The 21,129-nt window shown below is 70.1% G+C and carries 17 protein-coding genes; 7 read left to right on the top strand and 10 right to left on the bottom strand.

Annotated features, from left to right (window positions below):
• Positions 1-11 precede the first annotated feature (11 nt).
• Together glnA and HNR02_RS03440 are read right to left on the bottom strand one after the other, a co-directional pair.
• Positions 12-1,355 (bottom strand): type I glutamate--ammonia ligase, encoded by a 1,344-nt coding sequence (gene glnA, locus HNR02_RS03435; RefSeq protein ID WP_179771765.1) that lies wholly within the window; start codon positions 1,353-1,355, stop codon positions 12-14.
• A 9-nt stretch (positions 1,356-1,364) separates the two neighbouring features.
• Positions 1,365-2,726: an MFS transporter gene (locus tag HNR02_RS03440; RefSeq protein WP_246338489.1), complete on the bottom strand. Its 1,362-nt coding sequence runs from the start codon at positions 2,724-2,726 to the stop codon at positions 1,365-1,367.
• Between HNR02_RS03440 and HNR02_RS03445 the strand changes: the two genes are divergently transcribed.
• Both HNR02_RS03445 and HNR02_RS03450 read left to right on the top strand, forming a co-directional pair.
• Positions 2,725-3,675, top strand: coding sequence for a GlxA family transcriptional regulator (locus tag HNR02_RS03445; RefSeq protein ID WP_179771767.1), 951 nt, complete (start codon positions 2,725-2,727; stop codon positions 3,673-3,675). The genes HNR02_RS03440 and HNR02_RS03445 overlap by 2 nt on opposite strands.
• A 16-nt stretch (positions 3,676-3,691) precedes the next feature.
• Entirely contained in the window at positions 3,692-4,378 is a 687-nt protein-coding gene (locus tag HNR02_RS03450; protein WP_179771768.1) for an LppX_LprAFG lipoprotein, read from the top strand.
• Between the two features lie 174 nt (positions 4,379-4,552).
• On the opposite strand, the gene HNR02_RS03455 is transcribed toward HNR02_RS03450, so the two are convergent.
• Together HNR02_RS03455 and HNR02_RS03460 are read right to left on the bottom strand one after the other, a co-directional pair.
• On the bottom strand, positions 4,553-6,115 hold the full coding sequence (locus tag HNR02_RS03455) for an alpha/beta hydrolase (RefSeq protein ID WP_179771769.1): 1,563 nt from the start codon (positions 6,113-6,115) through the stop codon (positions 4,553-4,555).
• A 22-nt stretch (positions 6,116-6,137) separates the two neighbouring features.
• On the bottom strand, positions 6,138-7,694 hold the full coding sequence (locus HNR02_RS03460) for an alpha/beta hydrolase (RefSeq protein ID WP_179775676.1): 1,557 nt from the start codon (positions 7,692-7,694) through the stop codon (positions 6,138-6,140).
• A 156-nt stretch (positions 7,695-7,850) separates the two neighbouring features.
• Here HNR02_RS03460 and secA2 point away from each other — a divergent pair, with 156 nt between their 5' ends.
• The 5 genes from secA2 (at position 7,851) to panB (ending at position 14,670) form a co-directional block, all read left to right on the top strand.
• A complete protein-coding gene (gene secA2 / locus HNR02_RS03465) occupies positions 7,851-10,172 on the top strand; it encodes an accessory Sec system translocase SecA2 (RefSeq protein ID WP_179771770.1) in 2,322 nt (773 codons plus the stop codon).
• 33 nt (positions 10,173-10,205) lie between these two features.
• Positions 10,206-11,915 carry an NAD+ synthase gene (locus HNR02_RS03470; protein ID WP_179771771.1) on the top strand — a complete coding sequence of 570 codons (1,710 nt, stop codon included), beginning with the start codon at positions 10,206-10,208 and terminating at the stop codon, positions 11,913-11,915.
• Positions 11,916-11,981: 66 nt separating this feature from the next.
• Positions 11,982-12,491, top strand: coding sequence for a DinB family protein (locus tag HNR02_RS03475; protein ID WP_179775677.1), 510 nt, complete (start codon positions 11,982-11,984; stop codon positions 12,489-12,491).
• 481 nt (positions 12,492-12,972) lie between these two features.
• Positions 12,973-13,680: a maleate cis-trans isomerase family protein gene (locus HNR02_RS03480; protein WP_179771772.1), complete on the top strand. Its 708-nt coding sequence runs from the start codon at positions 12,973-12,975 to the stop codon at positions 13,678-13,680.
• 126 nt (positions 13,681-13,806) lie between these two features.
• Positions 13,807-14,670 carry a 3-methyl-2-oxobutanoate hydroxymethyltransferase gene (gene panB / locus HNR02_RS03485; protein WP_179771773.1) on the top strand — a complete coding sequence of 288 codons (864 nt, stop codon included), beginning with the start codon at positions 13,807-13,809 and terminating at the stop codon, positions 14,668-14,670.
• Positions 14,671-14,711: 41 nt separating this feature from the next.
• On the opposite strand, the gene HNR02_RS03490 is transcribed toward panB, so the two are convergent.
• Genes HNR02_RS03490 through HNR02_RS03515 form a run of 6 tightly spaced genes read right to left on the bottom strand, consistent with a single transcriptional unit; the run spans position 14,712 to position 21,105 of the window.
• Positions 14,712-15,665 carry an undecaprenyl-diphosphate phosphatase gene (locus HNR02_RS03490; RefSeq protein ID WP_179771774.1) on the bottom strand — a complete coding sequence of 318 codons (954 nt, stop codon included), beginning with the start codon at positions 15,663-15,665 and terminating at the stop codon, positions 14,712-14,714.
• A 52-nt stretch (positions 15,666-15,717) separates the two neighbouring features.
• Positions 15,718-16,524, bottom strand: coding sequence for an ABC transporter permease (locus HNR02_RS03495; protein WP_179771775.1), 807 nt, complete (start codon positions 16,522-16,524; stop codon positions 15,718-15,720).
• 9 nt (positions 16,525-16,533) lie between these two features.
• Entirely contained in the window at positions 16,534-17,391 is an 858-nt protein-coding gene (locus HNR02_RS03500; RefSeq protein WP_179771776.1) for an ABC transporter permease, read from the bottom strand.
• Position 17,392: 1 nt separating this feature from the next.
• On the bottom strand, positions 17,393-18,598 hold the full coding sequence (locus tag HNR02_RS03505; protein ID WP_179771777.1) for an ABC transporter substrate-binding protein: 1,206 nt from the start codon (positions 18,596-18,598) through the stop codon (positions 17,393-17,395).
• Positions 18,599-18,610: 12 nt separating this feature from the next.
• Positions 18,611-19,678 carry an ABC transporter ATP-binding protein gene (locus HNR02_RS03510; RefSeq protein WP_179771778.1) on the bottom strand — a complete coding sequence of 356 codons (1,068 nt, stop codon included), beginning with the start codon at positions 19,676-19,678 and terminating at the stop codon, positions 18,611-18,613.
• A gap of 5 nt (positions 19,679-19,683) precedes the next feature.
• The gene (locus HNR02_RS03515; protein WP_179771779.1) at positions 19,684-21,105 is read right to left on the bottom strand and encodes a gamma-aminobutyraldehyde dehydrogenase; all 1,422 of its coding nucleotides are present in this window, start codon (positions 21,103-21,105) and stop codon (positions 19,684-19,686) included.
• Positions 21,106-21,129 lie beyond the last annotated feature (24 nt).

Below are 21,129 nucleotides of genomic sequence, written 5' to 3' on the forward strand. Positions count from 1 at the left end.
GAAACCCCTGCTCAGAGCACCGGGAGGAGCGTGCGGAGCTCGTAGGGCGTGACTGCCCGCCGGTAGGCGTCCCACTCCGCGCGCTTGTTCCGGAGGAAGAAGTCGTAGACGTGCTCGCCCAGTGCGTCGGGGAGCAACTCGGACTTCTCCATCTCCGCGAGCGCCTCCCCGAGGTTCTGCGGCAGCTGCTCGTAGCCGGCGGCCTTGCGCTCGGCGTCGTTCATCGACCAGATGTTGTCCTCGGCCGCCGGTGGCAGCTCGTAACCCTTCTCGATGCCCTTCAACCCGGCGGCGATGATCACCGAATACGCCAGGTACGGATTGCACGCGGAATCGAGCGTGCGGATCTCGACCCGGCGCGAGGACGCCTTGCCCGGCGAGTAGTTCGGCACCCGGACCAGAGCGGACCGGTTCGCACGGCCCCACGAGACCGTCGTCGGGGCCTCTCCCCCGCTGATCAGCCGTTTGTACGAGTTCACCCACTGGTTGGTCACCGCGGAGATCTCTCGGGCATAGTGGAGCAGGCCCGCCACGAACGCCTTACCCGTTTCCGACAGTTCGTACGGGTCCTCGGGGTTGTGGAACGCGTTGCGGTCACCCTCGAACAGCGACACGTGCGTGTGCATCCCCGAACCGGGCTGCTCGGTGAACGGCTTGGGCATGAAGCTCGCGCGCACCCCCTGGGTCAGCGCGACCTCCTTCACCACGTACCGGAACGTCATGACGTTGTCGGCCATGGTCAGGGCGTCGGCGTAGCGCAGGTCGATCTCCTGCTGCCCCGGCGCGCCCTCGTGGTGGCTGAACTCGACCGAGATGCCCATCGCCTCGAGCGCTTCGATGGCGTGGCGGCGGAAGTGCGTCGCGGTCGCGTGGCTCGCCTGGTCGAAGTACCCGCCGTTGTCCGCGGGCTCCGGTTCGGTCCCGTCCACCGGCATCGTGGACAGGAGGAAGAACTCGATCTCCGGGTGGACATAGCAGGTGAACCCGGCCTCACCGGCCTTCGACAGCTGACGCCGCAACACGTGCCGAGGGTCGGCCCACGACGGCGATCCGTCGGGCATCGCGATGTCGCAGAACATCCGCGCGGAGTAGTGCCCGCCCTCCGGGGTCTCCCAGGGCAGCACCTGGAACGTCGAGGGGTCGGGCTTCGCGACCATGTCCGATTCGTACACGCGCGCGAAGCCTTCGATGGCGGACCCGTCGAACCCGATCCCGTCGCTGAACGCGCCTTCGAGCTCGGCGGGTGCCACGGCCACCGACTTCAGGAATCCCAAGACGTCGGTGAACCACAGACGGACGAACCGGATGTCACGTTCTTCCAGCGTGCGCAGCACGAACTCCTGCTGGCGATCCATGGCCGCACCCTACGCAGAACGTGTTAACGGCATGTTTCGTGGTTCGCCGGATGACACCACCGAGGGAATGAGCAGCGACATCACCGCCGCCAGCGCGCACAATCCGCCGGCGAGGTACCACGCGAGGTCGTAACTTCCGGCGTGGTCGTGGATCGCCCCGGCGCCCACCGCGGCGATCGACGCGCCGACCTGGTGGGCGGCGAAGACCCACCCGAACACGATCGGCCCGGACATCCCGAACCGCTCGCGTGCCAGCGCCACCGTCGGCGGCACCGTGGCCACCCAGTCCAGGCCGTAGAAGATGATGAACGCCCACATCGGCGGCTCGGTGGTCGGCGCGAACAGGTGCGGGAGCAGCAGCAGCGAACCGCCGCGCAGGAAGTAGTACGCGCCGAGCAGGATGCGCGGATTGACCCGGTCGGTGAACCATCCGGACGCGATCGTGCCGGCCACGTCGAAGACGCCGACCAGGGCGAGCAGCGAGGCCGCGGTGGTCGGTGGCATGCCGTGCTCGTGCGCGGCGGGCACGAAATGGGTGCCGACCAGGCCGTTCGTGGACGCGCCGCAGATCGCGAATCCGGCCGCGAGCAGCCAGAACGTGCGGGTCTTCGCGGCCTGGGCGAGTACCCCGAGTGCACGCCGGGCCGCACCGGAAGTCGGCGTCGGGGCCTCCTCGCCCTCGGTCGCGCCGTACGCGGTCAGGCCGAGTTCGCTCGGATGGTCGCGCAGGAAGATCAACGTGATCGGCACGACGGCGAGCGCGGCGAAGGCCACCACCAGCGACGCCGTGCGCCACCCGTCGTTCGTCGCCAACGCCGCGAGCAGGGGCAGGAACACCAGCTGCCCGGCCGCGCCCGCGGCGGTGAGGATGCCACTGACCAGGCCCCGGTGCCGGACGAACCACCGCGAGGTCACGGTCGCGACGAACGCCAGCGCCATCGACCCGGTGCCCAGCCCGACCAGCACTCCCCAGCACAGCAGCAGCTGCCAGCTCGCGGTCATGAACACCGTCAGCCCGCTGCCCGCCGCGACCAGGACGAGCGCACCGGTCACGACCTTGCGCATGCCGAGCCGCTCCATCAGGGCCGCCGCGAACGGGGCGGTCAGGCCGTAGAGCAGGAGGTTGATCGAGACGGCGGCCGAGATCGTGGTCGTCGACCAGCCGAACTCCTCGTGCAGGGGGTCGATCAGCACGCTCGGCGTGGCGCGGAAACCGGCGGCGCCGACCAGCGCGACGAAGGCCGCGAAGGCGACGAACCAGGCCGGGTGGATACGGGCGCGGGACTGCGTTCGGGTCACCGGGACAGCCTCGTCTTTCGTCAAGTCCTCGACGAGTGGCCGGAGAGCCAATATGTGCAAGAATCCGGCCATGCAGCGTGTCGTCGTCCTCGCGGTCTCCGAAGTGGTCGGATACGACCTGAACATCACCCCGCTCGTCTTCGGCGCCGCCCGTCAGGACGGCGAACCGGTCTACGACGTGCGCGTGTGCGGCGTCGACGACCGGCCGGTGCGGGTCAGCTACGGGTACGAGGCGCGTTTCGAGCACGGACCGGAAGTCCTGGATGACGCGGACATCGTCGTCATCCCGGGCACCCGCGACGTCAGTCCGCGCCGCCACGGCACGATGTCGCCGGAACTCGCGGCCGCGATGACCCGGATCCCGTCGTCGGCGCGGCTCGTGTCGATCTGCACCGGCGCGTTCGTGCTCGGCGCCGCCGGTGTCCTCGACGGGCGCCGCGCGACGACGCACTGGGCTCACGCGGCCGACTTCCGGCGGCTCTACCCCGGCGTCGACCTGGACGAGAACGTGTTGTTCGTGGACGACGGCGACGTGCTGACCTCGGCCGGGCTCGCCGCCGGAACGGATCTGTGCCTGCACATCGTGCGGTCCGACCACGGCAGCGCGGTCGCCAACCACGTCGCCCGCTACTGCGTGGTGCCGCCGTGGCGCGACGGCGGCCAGTCGCAGTTCATCGAGCAGCCGCTACCCGACAGCGAGGGCAGCACCGCGGCCACGCGCGCCTGGGTGCTCGAGCGGCTGGGCGAGCCGCTCGACCTGGCGACGCTCGCGCGGCACGCGGGGATGAGCGTGCGCACGTTCAGCCGCCGCTTCCGCGCCGAGACCGGGGAGTCACCGCGGGCCTGGCTCAACCAGCAGCGCATCCTGCACGCCCGGCACCTGCTGGAGACCACCGATCTGCCGGTCGAGCGGGTGGCGGCCGAATCCGGGCTCGGGTCCGCCGCGTCGCTGCGGCAGCACCTGAACTCGGCCATCGGCGTCGCGCCGCTGGCGTACCGGCGCACGTTCTCCCGTCGCTGATCGCTACCGTTGGGGCATGCTCCGCCGACGCACCGCCGGTGTCCTCGCTCTGGTCTTCGCAGTGTCCGCCGCCTGCTCACCTGCTCCCGAGGAACCGCTGCCCGACGGGCGCGCACTCGTGGACGCCGCCGAGACCAGCCTCAACGGCGTACGCAGCGTGCGCTTCGATTTCAGCGTCAGCTCGACCATCCCGGGACTGGACATCCGCGAGGTCAAGGGCCAGGCGAGCAAGGACGGCGGACCGCACGGCACGGCCATCGGGCAGGCCGACGTGCAAGCCTCGGCCGACCGGTTCGAACTGGACTACGTGCTGGTCGGCGACACGGTGTTCCTGACCGACAAGAAGGGCGCGCAGACGCAGGTCCCGGTGCCCGCGGACTACAACCCGATGACGATGCTCGACCCCGAGCACGGCCTGCCGAAGCTCCTGGCGGACGCCACGGCGCTCAAGACCGAGACCAAGGAGGACGTCCTCGGCGTCGAGGCGTACCGGGTCACCGGTGAGCTCGCGAAGAACGTCATCTCCGACGTGATCCCCGGCATCCAGGCCGACGTGGACGTCAAGTTCTGGGTCACGCAGGCCGAGCCACGCAACCTGGTGCGGGTGTGGATCCAGGTGCCGCCGCGCCAGCCGAACGAGGGCGCGATCCAGCTGGAACTGGCGCTGTCCGACCAGAACGTGCCGGTCGGGAGCAACAGCTAGCTGTTGCGGGTGCACTGCCTCGCGTGAGAGGGCTTGCCGGCCCGCGGCCGGGGCGCCTACGGCGCCGGGTGGTCGGCTTGGGATCGGGGCGGGAGAGGTCTGGGGCGGTCGTGGGTCGGCTTTCGTCGCCGGGTGGCGGGTTCTTCGGTGCGCCGTGGGGCTCGCCGAGCGGCCTCAGGCGCGGCAGCGGGTGCCGGGCGCGGGCTGGGTGTTGTCGACCAGGTAGTCGAGGCCGGCGACGTCCACGCACATGTTCCCGTGCAGGAACGCGGTGTGCTGGGTGCCCTCGACGGTGAGCAGCCCGCCGCGGAACAGGTTCGCGAGCCGCACGCCCGCCTGGTACGGCGTGACCGGGTCGTTGGTCGTCGAGATGACCAGTGGTGGCGCGGCGGAGGTGACGGTGGGCCGGTGGGGCCGGGACGTGCTCGGCACCGGCCAGGACGCGCACACGTCCAGTTCGCCCTGGTCGGGACGGCCCCAGCCGAGGAACGGCGCCGCCGCGATCATCCGCGAGCGCGCCGAGGACACCGCCGCCGGATCGGTGACGCGCTCGTTGTCGACGCACCGGACGGCGTAGTACGCGGCCTGCAGCGACGAGTACTTCCCGTCGGCCGCGCGCTCGTAATAGGCGTCGGCGAGCCGCAGCAGGATCGAGCCGTCGCCGTGGCGCAGCAGCCCGAGGCCGGTGTTCAGGAACGCCCACGACTGGCTCGAATACATGGCCTCGACGACACCGGTGATCGCGTCGCGGTAGGACAGCACCCGGCCGTCCCCGGTCTTCGCGGGCGCGGTGACCAGCGGCTGGACCAGGCCCTCGAACATCGCGCGTGCCCGAGCCGGGTCGGCGCCCAGCGCGCAGCCGTCGTGCCGCGCGCACTCGGTGGCGAACTGGTCGAACGCGCGGGAGAAGCCCTCGCCCTGCGCGACCAGAGAATCCGGATCGTTCTCGCCAGGGTCGATCGCGCCGTCGAGCAGCAGTGCGCGGACCCGCTCCGGGAACGCTTCCGCGTAGCTGTAACCGATCTGCGTGCCGTAGGAGTAGCCGAGGTAGCTCAGCTTCGCGTCGCCGAGCGCAGCCCGCAGGACGTCGAGGTCTTTGACCACGTCCCGGGTGCCCATGTTCGCGAGCATCGCCGCGCCGTGTTCGGTGCGCTGGGCGCATTTCGCGGCGAAATCCCTGGCCTGGCCCGCCCACGCGACATCCGCTGTACCCGGGTTGCCACCGCGGTCGGCGTCGCGCTCGGCGTCGGTCAGGCACTGGATGCGGGGTTCGCTCGCGCCGACACCGCGTGGATCGAATCCGACGAAATCGAACCGCAGGCCGATCGCGTTGTTGACCACCGTGGGCACCAGGCGCGCGGCCGCCTCCATGCCGGAACCGCCCGGTCCGCCCGGGTTCATCACCAGCGAGCCGATCCGGTTGGCCGGGTCGAGCGCCCTGTGCCGCAGCACGCCGACGGTGATCGTCTGCCCGTGCGGGTCCGCGTAGTCCAGCGGGACCGTCAACCGGGCGCATTCGACGCCGGGCGTGCGGAACGCGTCCTGGCTCTGCTGCCCCGTCGCGTACGCGCCGCAGTCACCCCACGCGAGCTTCTGGTCGTAGAAGCGGTCGAGCGCGTGGCCGTCCGCGACCGGTGACGGAGAAGGCGGCGGTGCGGTGACCTGGGTGGTGCACGCCGTCAGCACGCCGGCCAGCAGGCCCGCGGCGAGCAACGTCCGGCGGCGGGAGAAACGCATCTCTCACATCGTGCCAGTCCGGTCACTGAGAGGTACAGCGCGTGCCCTCCGCGGGGAGGTCACCGTCGACCAGGTAGGCGGTCCCGATGTCGTCCACGCACGGGATTCCCTGCAGGAAAACGGTGTGCTGCGTGCCCTCGAACGTCAGCAGCGAACCCTTCATCGCCTTCGCGAGGTTCACCCCCGCCTGGTACGGCGTGGCCGGATCGTTCGTGGTCGAGATCACCAGTACCGGCGGGACACCCTCGACGTTCGGCTCGTGCGGCTCGGAGGTGTTGGGTACCGGCCAGAACGCGCACGCGTCCAGCGCCGCGCCGTTGGGCCTGCCGTCGTCGAGGAAGGGGGCCACCTGGTCGTACCGGTTCTCGGCCTCCAGTACCTCGGCGCGGTCGGTCACCGGCGGGTCGTCGACGCAGCGGATCGCGGTGAAGGCGTCCTGTGTGTTGGCGTAGTGCCCGCTGCTGTCGCGCTCGTTGTACTGGTCCGCCAGCGCCATCAACGTGGCGCCCTGACCGGTCCTGAGCTCGTTGAGGCCGGCGTTCAGCGGTTGCCACAGCTGCTGCGAGTACAGCGCCTGGATCGCGCCGAGGGTGGCGTCGTCGTAACTCAGCTCGCGGCCGTCGCCGAGCCGGACCGGGTTGTCGATCAACGGGCGGACCAGGTTCTGGAACGCCTGCGTGGCGGCGCCCGGGTTCGTGCCGAGTGCGCAGTTGCGTTGCGCGGCACACCACTTCGCGAAGTCGTTGAAGGCGGTGCCGAAACCCTGGCCCTGCGCGACCAGCGACTCGACCTCGTCCTGGTTCGGGTCGAGCGCGCCGTCGAGCACCATCGCCCGCACGTTGCCGGGGAACGCCTCGGCGTAGGTGTAGCCGATGCGGGTGCCGTAGGAGTAGCCGAGGTAGGTCAGCTTCTCCTCGCCCAGCGCGGAGCGGAGCACGTCCATGTCCTTGACGACGTCACGGGTGCCGAGATTGGCCAGCATGTCGGTGCCGAACCGGGTCCGCTCGGCGCATTTGGCCCCGAAGTCCTTCGATTCGGCGTCCTGGCGGGCCACACCCGCGGGCGAGCCGTCGGCTTCGAGGTCTTCGGCGCGCTGCTCGTCGCGCTCGGCGTCGGTCAGGCAGGTCACCTCGGGCTCGCTGGCGCCGATGCCGCGCGGGTCGAAGCCGACGAGGTCGAACCGTTCGCCGAGTTCGGTGTCCCCGACCTGCGAGGCGAGACCGGCGGCGGCGGACATGCCGGAGGCGCCGGGACCGCCGGGGTTGATCACGAGCGACCCGACGCGGTTGCTCGTGGCGGCGGCCTTGTGGCGGAGCACCCCGATGGTGATGGTGTCGCCCCGCGGCTTCGTGTAGTCCAGCGGCACGGTCAGCCGTGCGCACTGGAGATCATTACTGCCGAAGGCGGACCTGACATCGTCCGAAGTCGCGTAAGGTGCACACTCGCCCCAGGTCAACGGCTGTGCGTAGAACTCCTCCAGCCCGGCGGGCACCGCGCCGGCCGGGCCCGCCGTCTCGGTCGTCGGCGCCGGTGCCGGAGCCTCGGCCGGCTCCGGCGAGGTGCAGGCGGCGACCGGCACCAGCAGGCAGGCGCCGAGGACGGCGGCTCGTACGGAAGAGGACCTGGCTCGCTGAAGGAGGCGCACGTCGTGATCGTGCCATCCTGAGGGGGAACCGAGGTGCACCGCCACCTCGTTGGCAGGTGGGTTGCGCGCGAACAGGACAGGAGACCACGGGTGCCAGCACTGATCAGCCGAATGGGCAAGCGGCTTCGCAGGCTCATCGAGCGGCCGGGCAGCGTCGAGCTGTCCCGGTACGAGGCCCTGCTGCCCGACATCGAGGCACTCGAACCCGAGCTGGAGAAGCTGAGCGACGCCGAGCTGACCGAGCGCGCCGGCAAGCTCCGGCCGGAGGCCGAGCTGGGCGACCGGCAACTGGTCGAGCTGTGCGCGCTGGGCCGGGAGGCCGCGCGGCGCGCCCTGGACGAGCGCGCGTTCGACGTCCAGCTTCTCGGCACGATGGGCCTGCTGAGCGGTCACGTGGTGCAGATGCAGACCGGTGAGGGCAAGACGCTGGCCGGTGCGCTGGCCGCCGCCGGATACGCGCTGCAGGGCAAGCGCGTGCACGTCATCTCGGTCAACGACTACCTCGCCCGCCGCGACGGCGAGTGGATGAAACCGGTGTACGACCTGCTCGGCGTGTCCGTCGGCTGGGTCGACGGCAGCCTGACCCGCGAGGAGCGGCGCGCGGCCTACGACGCCGAGGTCACCTACGGCGCGGTCAGCGAGATCGGGTTCGACATGCTGCGCGACCGTCTGGTCACCGGCGCGGCGGAGGTCGTCCAGCCCGAGCCCGAGGTCGCGATCGTCGACGAGGCCGACTCGGTGCTGGTCGACGAGGCACGGGTCCCGCTGGTCATGGCCGGTTCGGTGGACCAGGCGACGGCCGACACCGAGGTCGCCAACGTGGTCCGGCGGCTGCGGCTGGGCCTGCACTACGAGACCGACACCGACGGCCGCAACGCCTGGCTGACCACGGCCGGCGCGTCGGTCGTGGAGAAGGCGCTCGGCGGCATCGACCTCTACAGCGAGTCCGGCTCCGACCGGCTCGCCGCGGTGAACGTCGCGCTGCACGCGCACGCCCTGCTCACGCGCGACGTCGACTACCTGGTGCGCGACGGCAAGGTCGAGCTGATCAACGCCTCCCGTGGCCGGGTCGCCGAGCTGCAGCGCTGGCCGGACGGGTTGCAGGCCGCGGTCGAGGCGAAGGAGCAGGTCGCGCCCACCGATCGCGGCGAAATCCTGGACTCGATCACCGTGCAGGCGCTCATCGCCCGGTATCCGCAGGTGGCGGGTATGACCGGGACCGCGGTCGCGGTCGCCGAGCAGCTGCGCGAGTTCTACTCCCTCGAGGTCGCCGTCATCCCGCCGAACAAACCGAACGTCCGCGAGGACCTCGACGACCGGATCTTCGCCTCCCCGTCGCACAAGCTGCGCGCGATCGTCGCCGAGATCCGCGAGGTGCACGAGACCGGGCGGCCGATCCTGGTCGGCACGCAGGACGTCGCCGAGTCCGAGGAGCTGGCCGAGAAGCTGGCGAAGGCCGACCTGCCGTGCGTCGTGCTGAACGCGCGCAACGACGCCGAAGAGGCGGCGATCATCGCCGACGCGGGCAAGCACGGCGCGATCACCGTGTCCACCCAGATGGCCGGGCGCGGCACCGACATCCGGCTGGGCGGCGCCGACGGCCAGGACCGCGAGCGAGTCGCCGAACTGGGTGGTCTGCACGTCATCGGCACCGCCCGGTACCCGTCGAGCAGGCTGGACGGGCAGCTGCGTGGCCGGTCGGGACGCCAGGGCGACCCGGGCAGCGCGGTGTTCTTCGCGAGCCTCAACGACGAACTGGTCGTGTCCAACTCGCCCGACGTGCCGGACGGCATCGGCTCCGACAGCGAGACCGGGGAGATCACCGATCCGGCGGCGAAGCGGCACATCGACCACGCCCAGCGCGTCGCCGAAGGCGTCGACCTGGAGATCCACCGCAACACCTGGCGCTACACGCGGCTGATCGAACACCAGCGGCGCGAGCTGCTGGAGTACCGCGACAAGCTGCTGCGCACGGACGAGGCCGCGGAGGCGCTGGAGGGCGAGAAGCGCTACGACGAGCTGGTGGAGAAAGCCGGCGAGGAGCGGGCGAAGCAGACCTGCCGCGAGATCACGCTGTACCACCTGGACCAGCTGTGGTCGGACCACCTCGCGTTCCTCACCGACGTGCGGGAGAGCATCCACCTGCGGGCACTGGCGCGCGAAACCCCGCTGGACGAGTTCCACCGCATCGCGATCCCGGAGTTCCGCAAGATCGTGCCACGGATCAAGGAACGGTCGGCCGAGACGCTCGCGGACGCCGAGATCGCCGAGGACGGCATCGACCTGGCCGCCTCCGGGGTGCGGCGGGCCAGTTCGACGTGGACGTACCTGGTGCACGACGCGCCGTTCGACGCCGGTTTCGAGGAGACACTGCGGCAGGTGCGCAGCCTGATGCGGCGCAAGAAGAACTGAGCCCGCCGGCGGTCCGTGGCCGACAATGACGTCATGCTCCGGATCGCACTGGCCCAGGTGAACCCGACCGTCGGCGACCTCACGGGCAACGCCGCCCAGACCGTGGAGTGGGCCCGCAAGGCCGCCGAGGCGGGGGCGCATGTCGTCGTGTTCCCCGAGATGTCGCTGACCGGGTATCCGGTCGAAGACCTCGCGCTGCGGTCCACGTTCGGGGAGGCGTCGCGCTCCGCGTTGCTCGGGTTGGCCGCTTCGCTGGCCGAGGCGGGATGCGGTGAGCTGCTCGTGTACGTCGGCTATCTCGACGTGGACGACGTGGGGCCGCGCGACGCGGCGGCCGCGCTGTACCGCGGCGAGGTCGTGGCGCGGCAGTTCAAGCACCACCTGCCCAACTACGGCGTGTTCGACGAGCAGCGGTGGTTCAAGGCCGGACGGACGCTGGACGTGCTGCGGTTGCACGGCGTCGAGATCGGCATGGCGATCTGCGAGGACCTGTGGCAGGCGGGCGGCCCGGTGACCGCGCTGGGCGCGGCCGGGGTGGATCTCGTGGTGTCGCCGAACGCGTCGCCGTACGAGCGGTCCAAGGACGACATCAGGCTGCCGCTCGTCGCGCGGCGGGCCGCGGAGGCCGGTGCCGCGCTGGTCTACGCGAACCAGGTCGGCGGGCAGGACGACCTCGTGTTCGACGGCGATTCGTTCGTCGTCGGCGCGGACGGGGAACTGCTCGCACGGGCTCCGCAGTTCACCGAGCACCTGCTGGTGGCGGACCTGTCGCTGGAGTCGGGTGGTTGCACGACTGGGACTTTCGAGGGCATCGAGGTGCGACGGCGGGTGTTGTCCGCGGATCCGGTGCCCGCGTACGAACCGTTGGCGCCGGTGCTGAGCGAGCCGCTGTCCGACGAGGCGGAGGTGTGGTCGGCACTGGTTGTCGGGTTGCGGGATTACGTGCACAAGAACGGGTTCCGCTCGGTGGTGTTCGGGTTCTCCGGCGGGATCGACTCGGCGGTGACGGCGGCGCTGGCGGTCGACGCGCTGGGGCCGGATTCGGTGCACGGGGTGTCGATGCCGTCGGAGTACTCGTCGGCGCATTCACGGGACGACGCGGCCGAACTGGCGCGACGGCTGGGGTGCCACTTCCGTGTCGAACCGGTGGCCGAGATGGTGCGGATCTACGTGGAACGGCTGGGCCTGTCCGGGATCGCCGAGGAGAACATCCAGGCGCGGGTGCGCGGAATGCTCCTGATGGCACTGTCCAATCAGGAGGGGCATCTGGTGCTGGCGACGGGGAACAAGACCGAACTGGCCGTCGGGTACTCGACGATGTACGGGGACGCGGTCGGCGGGTTCGCGCCGATCAAGGACGTGTTCAAGACGCAGGTCTGGACGCTCGCGCGGTGGCGCAACGCCGAGGCGGAGAAACGTGGTGAGGTGCCGCCGATCCCGGAACACTCGATCACGAAGCCGCCGTCGGCGGAGCTGCGGCCGGGCCAGCTGGACACGGATTCCCTGCCGGAGTACGGATTGCTGGACGACATCCTCGACGACTACGTCGAGGGCGATCGCGGGTACGCGGATCTGGTCGCCGCGGGTTTCGCACCGGAAACGATCGACCGGGTGATCCGGATGGTCGACCGGTCGGAGCACAAACGCCGCCAGTACCCGATCGGCACGAAGATCGCGTTCAGGGCTTTCGGGCGGGACCGGCGGTTGCCGATCACCAACTGCTGGCGCGAAGGCGAGTTCTGAGACCGGAAACTGTCGTACCAGGGTGAGACGATCCTCTTCGTCAGCGGTGGGAAGGGGTTGGTTGTGATGTTCGTTCCGCGGGTCGGCGATGAACGCGATGGTCTGCTTGCTTTTCTTGCCCAGCAACGGGATGCGCTGCGCATCGCCGCGCACGGGCTGACCGACGAGGAGGCGTGGCTCGTGCCCACGCGCAGCGCGCTGAGCATCGGCGGGCTGGTCAAGCACGTGGCCGGGACGGAACAGTCCTGGATGGACAGTGTGCGGCAACGGGAGAGACCGGCGCTTGCGCTCCCGGATTCGCTGGAGTCGGTGCTGGACGCCTACGCGGAAGTGACGCGGGAGACGGAGGAGACCGTCGCGGAGGTCGCGGATCTCGGGACGCGGGTACCAGCACCCCGCGGCGTTCGGGGCTTCCTGGACGACGGCGGCGCGTGGTCGGTGCGGTGGGTACTGCTGCACCTCATCCAGGAGACCGCACGACACGCCGGGCACGCGGACATCCTCCGGGAACACCTCGACGGAGCGACGCCGTACCCACTGCTGGCGGCGGCGCAGGGGTGGGTGGACGAAGGGTGAGTGGGGGCGGGCTTTCTGAGGGCGAGGTGAGCGGCGCGAAGTGAGATGAGATGAGGTGAGGCGGAGGCGGAGCGGCGCGAGGCGAGGCTGAGCCGGGCGAGGCTGAGCCGGGCGAGGCTGAGCGGAGCGAGGCGAAGCCGAACCGGTCGAGGCCGGGTGAAGCGAAGCCGGGGCGGGCCGCCCTGCCAGACCGAGCGAGGCCGGGTCGGGTGTGGCCGGGCCGGGTGTGGCCGGGCCGGGTGTGGCCGGGCCGGGTGTGGCCGGGCGCAGCTCAGCCGGGTCACGGGTGGCGCGGGGCAGGGGTCGCCTGCCCAGCCGGAGCCTGCCCTGCCCAGCCGCGCAGGGCAGGCCGGGCTCCAGGGCCGAGACCGGGGTGCGAGCCGAGGTGCGAGCCGAGGTGCGAGCCGAGGTGCGAGCTGCGGGAAGCCCGGGGGCGAGTTGCGGGCGGTTCCCGCTCGCCAGGGCGGGTATCCGGGGCGGCATGGAGAGCCTGCGCGTGGGTGTCGTCGCCTCGTTCGACTTCACCCGGGACGACGAAGTGCGCCGCTGGGTGCCCGACGGCGTCGCCCTGGAGATCCGTCGCACGGCGGACGCGCCCGCCGATGACAACCTGACCATGGTGTCCGCGCTGGCTGCTCCCGCCTGCCTCACCGAACCCGTTCGCGAGCTGTGCGCGACGGGCGTCGCGGCGATCGGTTATGCCTGCACCGCCTGCAGCTTCGTGCACGGCGCCGAGCGTGAACGGGCCCTGCGGGAGGCCATGGAGTCCGTCGGCGCTCCGCGCGCGTTGACCACGTCCGGCGCAGTGGTCACCGCCCTGCAAGCAGTCGGGGCCAAGCGTGTGGCCGTCGTGCACCCGTACTCGCCGCCAGTCGCGCGGCGTTTGCACACCTTCCTGGCCGGGGCCGGGTTCGGCATCACCAGGACCACCGGCTTCACCCTCGCCGTCGACGAGGTACCCGACGTCCAGCCGGACGAGGTGACCGACCTCGTCCGCCAGAGCGACACCGCCGACGCCGACGCGGTCTTCGTCAGCTGCACCGGCCTGCCCACCTACGACGTCATCGCACCACTCGAAGCCGAACTGGGGAAACCAGTGGTCACCGCCAACCAGGCGACCCTCTGGGCACTGCTGCGCGCGGCCGGAACCAAAGCAGCCGGACCGGGACAGCAGCTCCTCGCCAGCTGAAAATCACCGCCGTGTGAAGCTCATCGCAGCCGCTTGGGACGGCGTCCGGTCGGTGACACGCTGGGTTTCCCAGATCCACGACCCGGGGACTCGGCAAGGGCCTCGAGGGAAGGACGGTCGACGAAGATGTCCACCACCAGCGGCGAAACCGCGGCCCCGTACGGCACCGGCCCGGCAACCAGCGCCGCACCGGCCAAGAAGGTCCGCATCCCCCACCTCCAGGAGATGAAGCGCCGCGGCGAGCCGTGGCCCATGCTCACCACCTACGACATGTACACCGCCGAACTGTTCGACGAGGCGGGCATCCCCGTACTCCTCGTCGGCGACTCGGCCGCGAACAACGTCTTCGGCTACGAAACCTCGCTGCCCGTGACCGTGGACGAGCTGCTGCCGCTCGTCCGCGCCGTCACCCGCGCGACCAAACGGGCCCTCGTCGTCGCGGACCTGCCGTTCGGCTCCTACCAGCTTTCCCCCGAACAGGCACTGGCCACCGCCGTCCGGTTCATGAAGGAAGGCCGCGCCCACGCCGTCAAACTCGAAGGCGGCCGCCGGTTCGCGCCCCACGTCGAAGCACTCACCGGCGCCGGTGTGCCCGTCATGGGCCACATCGGATTCACCCCGCAGAGTGAACACAATCTGGGTGGCTACCGGGTGCAGGGCCGCGGCGAGGCCGGTGCCGAACTGGTCGCCGACGCGCTCGCGCTCCAGGAAGCCGGGGCGTTCGCCGTGGTCATGGAAATGGTGCCGGCCGAAGTCGCCAAACAGGTCACGCACGAACTGACGATCCCGACCATCGGCATCGGCGCCGGCCCGGACTGCGACGCCCAGGTGCTGGTGTGGCAGGACATGGCGGGCCTGCGCCGCGGCAAGGCTCCACGCTTCGTCAAGCGCTACGCCGACCTCGCCGGGGCACTGTCCGGCGCGGCGACGGCCTTCGCCGACGAGGTCCGCCGCGGAGAATTCCCCGCCTCCGAGCACGCCTTCCACTGATCACTTCCCGGGGTGCGGCGAACACCGACGCACCCCGGGAATCAGGCCAGGAAATACGCCAGGCTGCCCAGTCCGGCGACCACGCAGTAAACCGCGAACGGCGTCAGCGTGCGCGTTTCGAAATACCGCGTCAGGAAACGCAACGCGAGATAAGCAGCCACACCGGCGACCAGGCTGCCCACCAGCGCAGGCCCCAGCGACGCCTGGTTCTCCGGCGCGAACAGCGACGGTATCTTCAGCACACCCGCGGCCAGGATCACCGGCGTGGCCAGCAGGAACGCGAACCGGGCGGCGTCCTCGTGCGACAGTCCGCGCCGCAATCCGGCGACCATCGTGATACCGGACCTGCTGATGCCCGGGAACAACGCCAAGATCTGCGCCGCGCCGATCAGCACCGCCTCGCCGACACCGAGCCGCGCCAGGCGCCGGTCCGCGGCCTCCTCCGCCCGGATGACGCGGATCGGCATGGTGATCTCGGCCGAGAAGTCGTGCGTGATCTCCGACGGCTCCGGCACCGGCGCGACCGGCACCGGTTTCCGCGCCCCGCGGGCGGACCGTTCCACCGCCAGCAGCACGAGACCGTTGAGCGCCAGGAAGATCGCGGTCGGCACCGGCTTGCCGAGGAAATCGCGCAGCAGGCCCTCCAGCAGCAGCCCGGCGATGCCGACCGGGATCGTGGCCAGCACCAGCAGCCAGGCGAGCCGCTGGTCGGCATCGGCGATCCGGCGGTCGCGCACCGACGTCCACAACCCGCGCACGATGCGCACCCAGTCGCGCCGGTAGAACACCACCAGCGCGATCGCGGTCGCCACGTGCATCGCGACCAGCACAGCCAGATACGGCGAGTCCTCGCCCATGCTCAGATCGTGCGCCCAGGAACCGCCCAACCAGGCCGGAATGAGGATGCTGTGCCCGAGGCTGGACACCGGAAACAATTCCGACACACCCTGCAGAGCGCCGACGACAATGGCCTCGAAATAGCTGACAGCGGACATTTGCGGACCTCTTTCCGACCGCCTTGTGGCCCGCTGAAAATACCTGAGCCCCTCAGATGCGGCCGCCACTGGCCGTGTCACCGGACAGCCGCTGCGCGAGGTACACCGGCAGCGTCGACACCACGATCAGCACCGCGGCGACCACGTTGACCACCGGCGCCTGGTTGGGCCGGAACAGGTTGTCCAGGATCCAGATCGGCAGCGTCTGCAACCCGGCACCGAGGGTGAACGTGGTCACGATGATCTCGTCGAACGACAGCGCGAACGCCAGCAGCCCGCCCGCCAGCAGGGCCGAGCGCAGCATCGGGAAGGTGACGAGCCGGAACGTGGTGATGCCGTCGGCGCCGAGGTCCATCGACGCCTCCTCCAGGTTGCCGCCCATCCGGCGCAGCCGCGCGACGACGTTGTTGAACACCACCACGATGCAGAACGTGGCGTGCGCGACGATCGCGGTGAACAGCCCGAGGTCGATACCCAGGATGGTGCGGAACGCGTTGTTCAGCGCGATGCCCGTGACGATGCCGGGCAGCGCGATCGGCAGGATGATCAGCAGCGACACCGTGTCCTTGCCGAAGAACCGGTACCGCTGCAGCGCGAACGCCGCCATCATGCCGAGCGCCAGCGCGATCGCGGTGGCCGCGAGACCGGCTTCCAGGCTGGTGACCAGCGCGTCCAGCACGCCCTGGTTCTCCGCCGCGCGGCCCCACCATTCGAGCGTGAACCCGGACGGCGGCCAGCCGAACGTGGTGTCGCTGTTGAACGAATTGAGCAGCACCACCAGCAACGGCAGGTAGATCACGGCGAGCCCGAGCACCAGCGCGGCCAGCAGCAGGTACTTGGTCTTCTTCGACAGCATCATGGCGGCCGCCTAAAGGTTGTCGAGTGCGCCGGTGCGGCGGACCACGAAGAGGTACACGAGCATGATCACTACCGGCACGGTCGCGACCGTCGCCGCGAAGGGGAGGTTGTTCGCCGCGCCGATGTTGTCGTAGACGACGTTGCCGAGCATCTGGTTGGCGCCGCCGACGATCTTGACCGTGATGTAGTCGCCCAGCGTCAGTGAGAACGTGAAGATCGACCCCGCCACGATCGCCGGGAACGTCAGCGGCAGCACCACCGACCGGAACGTCCGCCACGACCGGGCGCCGAGGTCACCGGAGGCTTCGACCAGCGAGTTCGGCAGCCGGTCCAGGCCCGCGTAGATCGGCAGGATCATGTACGGCAACCACAGGTAGGACAACGTGATGATCGTGGCGGCGAGGCCGTAGCCGGGGGTGGCGCCGAACAGCCACCCCACCAGGCCGTTGCCGGACAACATGACCCGCCACGAGTACGCCTTCACGAGGTAGCTGGCCCACAGCGGCGTCATCACCGCGATCACCAGGATCCGCTGCGCTCTCGGCGAGGCGAACTTGGCCATGTAGAAGGCCATCGGGAACGCGATCACGGCGTCGACCACCGTCACCGCGACCGCGATCCCGAGCGTGCGCAGGGTGATCGTGCGGTAGACCTCGTCCGAGACGAGTGTGGCGAAGTTGTCCAGCGACCACTCGGTCACGACCTGGCCGGTGAACGTGTCCGTGTGCCAGAAGGCGGTGACGAACAACGCCGCCAGTGCGCCGAGGTAGGCCAGGCCCAGCCACAGCAGCGGCGCGCTGAGCAGCATGCCCAACCGCAACCGGGGTTTGCGGTACAGGTATCCCGACACACTGGCGGCGATGCTCATGTCAGCCCTTGATCTCCGTCCAGGCACGCGTCCACTCGCCGTAGTCCTTGCACTGGACGTCGGTGCGGCCGTCGATGCACTGGGTGATCGGTGTGGTCCAGTACCAGATCTGGCTCGCGTAGGCCGAGTCACCGGCGTGGTAGGTCTCGCAGTGCTTGGCGTCCGCGGTCAGCGAGCAGGCCTTCGGGTTGGCGGGCGCCTCACCGAAGTACTCGGCGACCTTCGCGTTGGCCTCGGGGGAGATGATGTGGTCCATCCACTTGTAGGCGCAGGTCTTGTGCGGCGACTTCGCCGAGACCATCCACGTGTCGGACCAGCCGGTCGCGCCCTCGGTCGGCAGCGTGGACTCCAGCGGCGCGCCCTCGGACTGGGTCAGGTTGACGGTGACCTGCCACGCGGTGCCGACGACGGCGTCGCCGTTCTTGAGCGCCTGGCTTTCCTTGAGGTAGTCCGACCAGTACTCCGACACCAGGGGGCGCTGCTGCTTGAGCAGGTCGACCGACGCCTGGAACTGCTTGTCGTCCAGTGCGTAGGGGTTCTTGATGCCCAGCTCCGGCTTGGTCTTCATCAGGTACAGCGCGGCGTCGGCGATGTAGATCGGCGAGTCGTAGGCGATGACCTTGCCCTTGAACGGCGAGTTCGGATCGAACATCACCGACCACGAGGTGGGCGCGGGGCTGACCTGGTCGGTGCGGTAGGTCAGGACGTTGGCGCCCCAGCCGTGCGGCACACCGTAGGCGGTGTTGTGCACGCTGTTCCACGGCTTGTTCTTGAGGAAGTCGTAGACGTCGGCGTAGTTCGGCACGAGGCTGGTGTTGACCGGTTCGACGTCACCGGCCGCGATGAGCCGCAGCGACGCGTCACCGGAGGCGGAGATGACGTCGTACTGGCCGGTCTTCATCAGGCTGACGGCCTCGTCGGAGGTGCCGAACGTCTTGACGTTGACCTTGCACCCGGTCGCCTGCTCGAACGGGGTCACCCAGTCGACGGCGGGGTCGTTGGACCCGTTCTCCGCATAACCGGGCCAGGCCAGGATGTTCAGCGCGCCCTCGGGTTGCCCGAGCTGGGACATCGCTTCGAGCTTGGGCGGGGTGAATCCCTGCCCGCCCCCGCTGGACGAGCTGGTGCTCGACGTGCCGCAGGCCGCCACGGCGGTGCCCGCACACATCAGCCCCGCGATCAGGCGCAGGGTCCGGCTGTTGCGCATTTCGGTGGCTCCTTACTCGGTGATGCGGAAGTTGTGTTCTTGCCGCCAGACGAGGCGAACGCGGTTGTCGGCAAGTTCGAGTGGTGCTCCGGCGTTCTGCCGGACCACCGAAAGCTGCCCGCCCAGATCCAGCGACACGACGTAGCGGACGGTGGCTCCGGCGTAGGAGGTGCTGGTCACCGTCCCGGTCGCGCTCACCTCACCGACCGCCGCGGGCTGGGAGAGATCAGCGTCGAGGCGGATCTTTTCCGGGCGGATGCTGAACACGCCGCGGGTGCCGAGCACCGCCTCCGCGCTGTCACCGGAGAGCAGGTTCGACGTGCCGACGAAACCGGCGACGAACGCGCTGGCCGGCTTCTCGTAGACCTCGCTCGGCGTGCCGACCTGCTCGATGCCGCCCGCGTCGAACACCGCGATCCGGTCGCTCATCGTCAGCGCCTCGTCCTGGTCGTGCGTGACGAAGATGAACGTGATGCCGACCTCGCGCTGGATCTGCTTCAGCTCGGTCTGCATGGCGTGCCGCAGTTTCAGGTCGAGCGCGCCGAGCGGTTCGTCGAGCAGCAGCACCTTGGGCCGGTTCACCAGCGCCCGCGCCAGTGCGACCCGTTGCCGCTGACCGCCGGAGAGCTGCGTGGGCTTGCGGTCGGCGAACCCTTCCAGGTGGACGGTGCGCAGCGCCTCACGGGCGCGTTCCCGGCGCTGCCCGCGCGGCACCTTCTTGACCCGCAGCCCGTACTCGACGTTCTGCTGGACGCTCATGTGCGGGAAGAGGGCGTAGTCCTGGAACACCGTGTTGACGTCCCGCTCGAACGGGGCGAGGCGGGTGACGTCGCGGCCGGCCAGCTCGACTGTTCCCGCGGTGGGCAGTTCGAACCCGGCGATCATGCGCAGCACGGTCGTCTTGCCCGAGCCGGACGGCCCGAGCATCGAGAAGAACTCGCCCTGCGCGATGTCCAGGTCGATGCCGTCGACGGCGACCACGGAGCCGAACTCCTTGCGCAGCCCGGTCAGCCGGATCGCGCTCGTGGTCACGACGGGGGCGGCCTGCTCGGCCAGCGCGGGAGCCTGGTTCGGGGACATCGCGCTCACCACGCCGTCATGACGTGCTTGACGCGGGTGTAGTCCTCGAGCCCGTACAGCGAGAGGTCCTTGCCGTAGCCGGACTTCTTGAACCCGCCGTGCGGCATCTCGGCGATCAGCGGGATGTGCGTGTTGATCCACACGCAGCCGAAGTCGAGTTTGGCGGAGAACCGCATCGCGCGGCCGTGGTCGGCGGTCCAGACCGAGGACGCGAGCCCGTATTCGACGCCGTTCGCGGCGGCCAGCGCCTCGTCGTCGCCGCCGAACCGCTGCACGGTGATGACCGGTCCGAACACCTCGTTCTGCGTGATTTCGTCGTCCTGCCGGACACCGGAAACCACGGTGGGCTGGAAGAAGTACCCCTCGTCGCGGGCCCGTTTCCCGCCGGTGTGGACGGTCGTGTGGGACGGCAGCCGCTCGATGAACCCGGACACCTTCGCGAGGTGCCCGGCGCTGTTGAGCGGCCCGTACAGCACGTCGGGGTCGTCGGGCAGGCCGGTCTTCGTCGCCTCGGCGTTGCGGGTCAGGGCGGCGACGAACTCGTCGTGGATGTCGTCGTGCACCAGGACGCGGGTGGCGGCGGTGCAGTCCTGCCCGGCGTTGAAGAACCCGGCCGTCGCGATGTTCTCGGCGGCGTTGTCCACGTCGGCGTCACCGAAGACGATCACCGGTGCCTTGCCGCCGAGTTCGAGGTGGACGCGCTTGAGGTCGGCGGCCGCCGAGCCCGCCACCTCGACGCCGGCCCGGACCGATCCGGTGATCGACACCATCGCCGGGATGTCGTGCTCGACCAGCGCCCGGCCGGTGCCGCGGTCGCCGCACACGACGTTGAGCACGCCGGGCGGCAGGAACTCCGCGGCGATCTCGGCCAGCAGCAGGGTCGACGCCGGGGTGGTGTCGGAAGGCTTGAGCACCACGGTGTTCCCGGCGGCCAGCGCGGGCGCGATCTTCCAGATCGCCATCAGCAGCGGGTAGTTCCACGGGGTCACCTGGGCGCACACGCCGACCGGCTCGCGCCGCACGTAGGAGGTGTGCCCGGTCAGGTACTCCCCCGCGGCCCGCCCTTCCAGCGCGCGGGCGACGCCGGCGAAGAACCGCAGCTGGTCGGTGATCATCGGGATCTCTTCGGCCGTGGTGACGGCGAGCGGTTTGCCGGTGTTCGCCGACTCGACGCGCACGATCTCCTCCGCCCGGCGCTCGATCGCGTCGGCGATCTTGAGCAGCGCGAGCTGACGGGTGCCGGGCGTTGTTTCGCGCCAGTCCTCGAACGCCGTCGCGGCCGCCCGCAGGGCCCGGTCCACGTCACGGGCGCTCCCGACCGGCGCGGTGCAGTACGGCCGTCCGGTGACCGGATCGACGATCTCGGCGACGGCTCCGTCGGCGGAATCGGCGTGTTCGCCGGCGATGAAGTGCTTCAGCTGGTGCACGGCAGGCTCCTGGCTCGGGCGGGG

This window comes from Amycolatopsis endophytica (assembly GCF_013410405.1).
Classification (GTDB): Bacteria; Actinomycetota; Actinomycetes; order Mycobacteriales; family Pseudonocardiaceae; genus Amycolatopsis_E; species Amycolatopsis_E endophytica.